This window comes from Halomonas maura, assembly GCF_030409305.1.
GTDB classification, from domain to species: domain Bacteria; phylum Pseudomonadota; class Gammaproteobacteria; order Pseudomonadales; family Halomonadaceae; genus Halomonas; species Halomonas maura.
The window spans coordinates 22,419-28,418 of the sequence record NZ_JAUFPQ010000001.1 but is presented as its reverse complement, the minus strand read 5'-3'; the positions used below and the strand labels follow the sequence as shown (position 1 = coordinate 28,418).

At 58.0% G+C, this 6,000-nt stretch carries 5 protein-coding genes and 2 pseudogenes; all 7 read left to right on the top strand.

Going from position 1 to position 6,000, the window contains the following annotated elements; all coding sequences use genetic code 11:
- Positions 1-124: pseudogene (locus tag QWY76_RS00145) on the top strand (IS5/IS1182 family transposase); the annotation flags it as partial.
- A gap of 625 nt (positions 125-749) precedes the next feature.
- Positions 750-1,655: a restriction endonuclease gene (locus tag QWY76_RS00140; RefSeq protein WP_290309088.1), complete on the top strand. Its 906-nt coding sequence runs from the start codon at positions 750-752 to the stop codon at positions 1,653-1,655.
- A gap of 452 nt (positions 1,656-2,107) precedes the next feature.
- Positions 2,108-3,360: pseudogene (locus tag QWY76_RS00135) on the top strand (IS256 family transposase).
- Positions 3,350-3,679 carry a hypothetical protein gene (locus QWY76_RS00130; protein ID WP_290309087.1) on the top strand — a complete coding sequence of 110 codons (330 nt, stop codon included), beginning with the start codon at positions 3,350-3,352 and terminating at the stop codon, positions 3,677-3,679. Before QWY76_RS00135 ends, QWY76_RS00130 begins: the two are co-directional and overlap by 11 nt.
- A gap of 208 nt (positions 3,680-3,887) precedes the next feature.
- Positions 3,888-4,934 (top strand): GGDEF domain-containing protein, encoded by a 1,047-nt coding sequence (locus QWY76_RS00125; RefSeq protein ID WP_290309086.1) that lies wholly within the window; start codon positions 3,888-3,890, stop codon positions 4,932-4,934.
- Positions 4,935-4,955: 21 nt separating this feature from the next.
- On the top strand, positions 4,956-5,168 hold the full coding sequence (locus tag QWY76_RS00120) for a hypothetical protein (protein WP_435388910.1): 213 nt from the start codon (positions 4,956-4,958) through the stop codon (positions 5,166-5,168).
- 252 nt (positions 5,169-5,420) lie between these two features.
- Positions 5,421-5,738, top strand: coding sequence for a hypothetical protein (locus tag QWY76_RS00115; RefSeq protein ID WP_290309085.1), 318 nt, complete (start codon positions 5,421-5,423; stop codon positions 5,736-5,738).
- Positions 5,739-6,000: the final 262 nt, after the last annotated feature.

Here is a 6,000-nt window from a genome sequence, read left to right as displayed (position 1 = left end):
CCGGAAGGTGCGCTACAAGGGGCTGGTCAAGAACCAGACGCAGCTGCTCACCCTGTTTGCCCTCGACAACCTGGTGCTGGCGGGAAGGTGCCAGGGTGATGCTGAAGGGGCCAGTGCGTCTTGAATCTGGCCTGGCAGCCGGAAAACCCGGCTGACAGGTAAAGCAGGCCATCTGAAACGGTCGAGCAATGACCGCTGAGATGATGGTCTGGCCAGGCTGAACGGTTCAGCCGACCAGAAGCGAATTGTTCAGTGGTTCCCTATGGCTCCTTTTCGAAACATTCATCGCTGCCATTGCCAATTATATTATCGGGCTCTTCACACTATTCACATCCGGTTGGAAAGGGATCATATTAACACCTTTCGCAATAGGGTTTTCAGTCATTCCGCTTTTAGTAATGGTGAAGGGGCTAGATGCGGGGCGACGCGGCTGACTATCAATGCATGCGTATGTAGAACCTACGTTCAACCCGCGATAACATGCATTGCAATCAACCATTATCCTTTTGGCAATCAAAACGGATAGGCAGATAAAAAAACAACCTACCCATCCCATGTGGATGGGTTTTTATCTACCCGAACATATTGCTTTTTAATGGAGGCGTTAGCTGTAGACGCCATCTTTTTGGTTAAATGCTAATTATAGCCCTGATGAACCACCAACCTCCTCCCAAACTGGCACCGTTCTCGCAAAAATGCACTATACTGAATCAGTGAGGTAACCACATAACACAGCAGGGAACGTTACAATGAGCGAATTCCTCAAAGAGCGCGCATTAAAAATAATGGATCAACAAGGCATCAACCAAAATGACATACAGCAAAGAGTTGATATAATAGCTTATGGCTTTGAGAATTCTGGCCTTTGGTTTGGGATTCCATTTATATCCGAATGTGAGGTTGGCGAGCCTTTGATAGCTCTTCTGATGGAATATGATGAATATCAATTATCTGTAATGGCTTTGCTATCTGCCGCACTGCATGCATCCGCCGAGCCCACGATTGACTTGCATCTACAAACCCTTAACAACAAGAAAAACCGCTTAATCTATATTGATGAGTATGGCGACCTAATACAAGAAAGGTGGGAAAGGGAACTAAACAAATACTACAAAGAAAAACTAGAAGCCGCCGTAATGCAACACTTCAACTCAAATGCAGCCAGATTTAGAAAAACATTCGGTCTCAAAGAAAGCTCTTTAGATTACCATTGGATTCTAGCAAAATCGCAAATACCCGAACTAGCTGTAAACAGCATCCAACTTTACATCGCACTGAAATCTGAACCTAAAGACGATGGCACCCCTAAAGAAATCATTGAAAAAAACAATGGAATAGAATACGAACACCACCTAATAGGAATAATTAATAGCACAACCAAATGGATGGCTGAAGGTACAACTTCCTCAGGTGACCAAGGAGCAGATATAATCATTCAAAAGTCTGGATTCACTGGAGTTGTCCAAGTAAAAGACCATAACACAAAAGTCGGCAACAAAGCCGTCCAAGAAGCATATGCTGCCAAGAAACATTACAAAGCCGACATGGCATTCGTAGTCAGCAAGGCCGGCTATACAAACTCCGCGTGGGAGTTGTCAGAATCCACAGGTGTGAAGATACTGTCAGAGCATGACTTCATAGAATTCTTGTCGTGAAAGCGAAACTCTAAGCCGCTATTAAAAAAATTCAAACAAATATTATTCCTTTGCCCACCTGAAAGGAATAGACAAATTAAATTCATTACCTGCCCATCCCATGTGGATGGGCTTTTTCTTTCTAGCCAGACAATCTGTTTCTTAAGAAAGGAGATCATAGAAAACTCATTCCAAGGCGATGATGCTGCTGAAAGCTTCTGGCATGATACAGGAACTCGGCTCTACCTTATCGAGTCAAATGATAACTTAGAGGAGTTTAGAGGTGAAGACTGTCGACTTCTTATATATTCACCCGAATTTATCATCAAAGGGCCAGAGGGATATTTCCTGCTACTGGTCGTGACTCAAGACGAGAGCTATGGTGACTTCTGGTGTATGGGAGGAGGTAGGAAGGGTGGCGTATCCTGTTGATTGATCTCGCCAGATCACAATCAACACGGAATGGATACGCCATGACCGATTCTACCCTCCAAGCTCTTTCACAACCAGAACCCCAAGTCACCGACCCGCTACACGAGTTGCTGCGCCAAGGTGCCCGTGACCTGATCGCCAAGGCCGTCGAGGCCGAGCTGGCCACCTTCCTGGCGCAGTATGCCGATCAGCGGCTCGACGATGGACGCCAGGCCGTGGTCCGCAACGGCTACCTGCCCGAGCGCACCGTCCAGACCGGGGTCGGGGATGTCAGCGTGCAGGTGCCCAAGGTGCGTGACCGCAGTGGGGGTGGCGTTCGCTTCAACAGTAGCTTGCTGCCGCCCTACCTGAAGCGGGCCCGCAGCATCGAGGAGCTGATCCCCTGGCTGTACCTGAAAGGGATCTCCACCGGCGACTACCAGGAGGCCCTGGCGGCGCTGCTGGGCGACCAGGCCAAGGGGCTGTCGGCCAACACCGTGTCACGACTCAAGAAGCAGTGGGAAGACGAGCATACCGAGTGGCGGAAGCGGGACCTGGCCGACCGGCGCTACGTCTACTGGTGGGCCGACGGAATCTACAGCAACGTGCGCCTGGATGACCGCCTGTGCCTGCTGGTGATCATCGGCGTCACCGAGCATGGCCGCAAGGAACTGGTGGCCGTCGAGGACGGCTTCCGCGAGTCGGCGGCCAGTTGGGAGACCCTGCTGACGGGCCTGCGAGAACGTGGCCTAACCACAGCCCCGAAACTGGCGGTAGGCGACGGTGCCATGGGGTTCTGGACGGCGCTGAGCAAGATTTACCGGAAACCGACCATCAGCGCTGCTGGGTCCACAAGACGGCTAACGTGCTGAACAAGCTGCCAAAGTCGGTACAACCCAAGGTCAAGGCCGACCTCCATGACATCTGGATGGCCGAGACCCGCGACGAGGCGCACAAAGCTTTTGATCGCACGCTGAAGCGCTTCGAGGCCAAGTACCCCAAGGCGATGGCGTGCCTGGCCAAGGATCGGGACGAGCTGCTGGCGTTCTACGACTACCCGGCAGAGCATTGGGTGCATATCCGCACCACCAACCCGATCGAGTCGACCTTCGCCACGGTCCGGCTACGGACCAAGCGCAGCCGGAACTGCGGTTCCCGGACGACGATCTTGGCGATGGTCTTCAAGCTGCTCCAGAGCGCTCAGAAGCGCTGGAGGCGCATCAAGCATTTCCAGAAGCTGGAGCTGGTCGTCAGCAACGTCAAGTTCCAGGACGGAGAGCAGGTAACCGATCAGTCAGACAGGAATGCGGCCTGACCGCCATCCACCAGAATTGACAATAACTCATCGCGACCCCCGGGCATGGCAATCGGCCCTGGACCGCGCCCTGGCGGCCCATGGCGACGCGGTCGCCCTGGCCCACTATCCCCATGTGGCCAATGCCTTTCCCTCGTCATCCCCCAATCCCTATACCCGGGAGCATCCGCTGCTCGACTACCGCGAGCTGAAGGCCTGGGCGACCCGCCGTGGCTGGCACGTGCGCCCGGCACCGGAGCAGGCCTCCAGGGAGGAGCGCTACCGCCCGCCGGTGCGCTTCACCCGCCAACCTTCCCGGGGCAGGCAGCACCCACACTGAGCCGGCAGCCGCAGACCGCGCGAGTTCCTCTCCAGCGCCGGCGCGGGCCTCATGCCCGCGCCTGGCCGCGCACTCCAGCATGCATAATGATTGATTCCATGCCCGTCACATGAGATTTTTCATCAGGTCACTACTGACTTCCCCCGGAGGAGGTTCTCGAGATCCGGTATTGCAGGGCTGGCAGCGAAAACAACAAGAAGGGTGATCAATGAAGGGCAATGACCCCCTCCCCCCGCTCTCCTGGGACGCTCGTCGCATCCAGCTTCAGGGGTTCATGACGGGCCTGCACCAGATCGAGTGGTTGCTCGTCACCCTGATCGTCCTCTACCTGGCGATCATCGGCGCCCCGGACGAGCGTAGTCACTGGCTGCTGATCACCACGGTGCTCTATTTCGGCTTCAGCTTGATCGCCAGCCGGCTGCAGTTCTTCGGCAGCAGGCACCGCTGGCTGTTGGCCATCCATACCTGGGTCATGATTGGCTTCATCACCTGGTTTCTCCACAGCACCCAGGGCGTCTCCGGTCCCCTCACCAGCCTCTACCTGCTGGCTGTCGTGACCAGTGCCCTGACGCTGGGGGTGTTGGCCACCATGCTGGAGGTCATGGTGATCGGTGCCTGCGTGTGGCTGCTGTTCGAGCTTGGCGGCCAGAGCATCACGGCCTCCGCGAACCTGTCCCTGGTCTGCATCAACCTGATCGCCTTCCTCATCGTCGGTTACCTGACATCGGCGCTGGTCGATGGGATCCAGGTGTCCAATCGAATGCTGCTCGAGATGGCCAGCCGGGATCCCCTGACCGGCCTGTTCAACCGTCGCGCCTTCAACGACCTGGTGAAGCCGATTCACGCGATGGCCAAGCGCTCACGACGCCCTTACAGCATCGTGGTCATCGACATGGATGGCCTCAAGGACATCAACGATACACAGGGCCACGGGGCAGGCGATCACATCATCACGGCCCTGGCTCAACAGCTCAGGGACCACACGCGCAGCAGCGATCTGCTGGCTCGCCATGGTGGTGACGAGTTCGTCATCATGCTGCCGGACACCGATGCCAGGGGCGCGGTGAAGATGTTACATCGGCTGATCAGCGAACCAGGCGGACAGGCGTCGCCGATCAGTATCGGGGTGGCCTCCTATCCGGAACATGGCGACAGCTTCGAAAGCCTGTTCGCTCACGCCGATCAAGCGATGTACGCCAGCAAGGCGTCGGGGGGCAACCGCATACACGTCCACGGTACGCCACAGGCGGCGTGATGCACCGACAGCCGCTCTCTCGTGGTCGCAGCCAAGCACTCGCCTGCTGCCCAGCAGGGGGCCTGCCGCTGCGCCCCGCCCCGGGCCAACCTGGCGCAGACCGGCCTCGAGGAGCCGTTCCCGGGCGCCGAGCCCCCCTTCCCGCGGATGAGCGAGATCATCGCCCCGCGCCAGGAGAAGAACGTCTTCGCCACCCGCGTCACCGAGTACCAGCTGGGTGGCGCACCGAGCTGAGATTGATCACGACGCCGCACGGAGGCCTTGGCATGATGACACCGGCGATTCGCTATCGGCTCTGCCGAGAGCCTGTCGCCGGGCGCGTCCAGTGGCCTTCCGCGGCCGGAAGCCGGGCTCACCACGGCCGGCTTCCACCCCGATGATGACGCCTCGTCCGGTTCCACCGGGCGGGGCGTTTTTCATGAGATCCGGGCAACCGCACCGCCCGGGCAACGCCTGGTCCCAGGCGACACAATGGAGGGCAATCCGATGCATGCACCCCTATCCAGCACCACCCATCGCGACCCCCGGGAGTGGCAATCGGCCCTGGACCGCGCCCTGGCGGCGCATGGCGACGCGGTCGCCCTGGCCCACTATCCCCATGTGGCCAACGCCTTTCCCGCGTCATCCCCCAATCCCTATACCCGGGAGCATCCGCTGCTCGACTACCGCCAGCTGAAGGCCTGGGCGACCCGCCGTGGCTGGCACGTGCGCCCGGCACCGGAGCAGGCTTCCAGGGAGGAGCGCTACCGTCCGCCGGTGCGCTTCACCCGTCAGCCATCTGCCGCCCGGCATCCCTCGCACTGACCGGGCGGCCGCCCCGCAGGTCTTGAGGAACTCGACAGGGCCGAGGAGGTCACGGTGGGCAGAGGCCTGCCGTGACCCTCACGCCCGGTGAGACAGAGCCCCTGGCCTGGAGGGCGAGATCGAGGACGTCATGTAGCGACTGGCTTGGCCCGTGGGTGGCACAAGGGTACTAGGCTGGCAGCAACAAGGTGACCATGCAGGGACCGCATGGCCGTCGGACTCGGCTTGCCCCGGGTTCCCTCTCGATACCGCAGGAGGTGGA

Coding starts and splice junctions, on each gene's coding strand:
- QWY76_RS00140 (WP_290309088.1), top strand. CDS start 750: ATGAGCGAATTCCTCAAAGAGCGCGCATTAAAAATAATGGATCAACAA.
- QWY76_RS00130 (WP_290309087.1), top strand. CDS start 3,350: ATGCGGCCTGACCGCCATCCACCAGAATTGACAATAACTCATCGCGAC.
- QWY76_RS00115 (WP_290309085.1), top strand. CDS start 5,421: ATGCATGCACCCCTATCCAGCACCACCCATCGCGACCCCCGGGAGTGG.
- QWY76_RS00125 (WP_290309086.1), top strand. CDS start 3,888: ATGAAGGGCAATGACCCCCTCCCCCCGCTCTCCTGGGACGCTCGTCGC.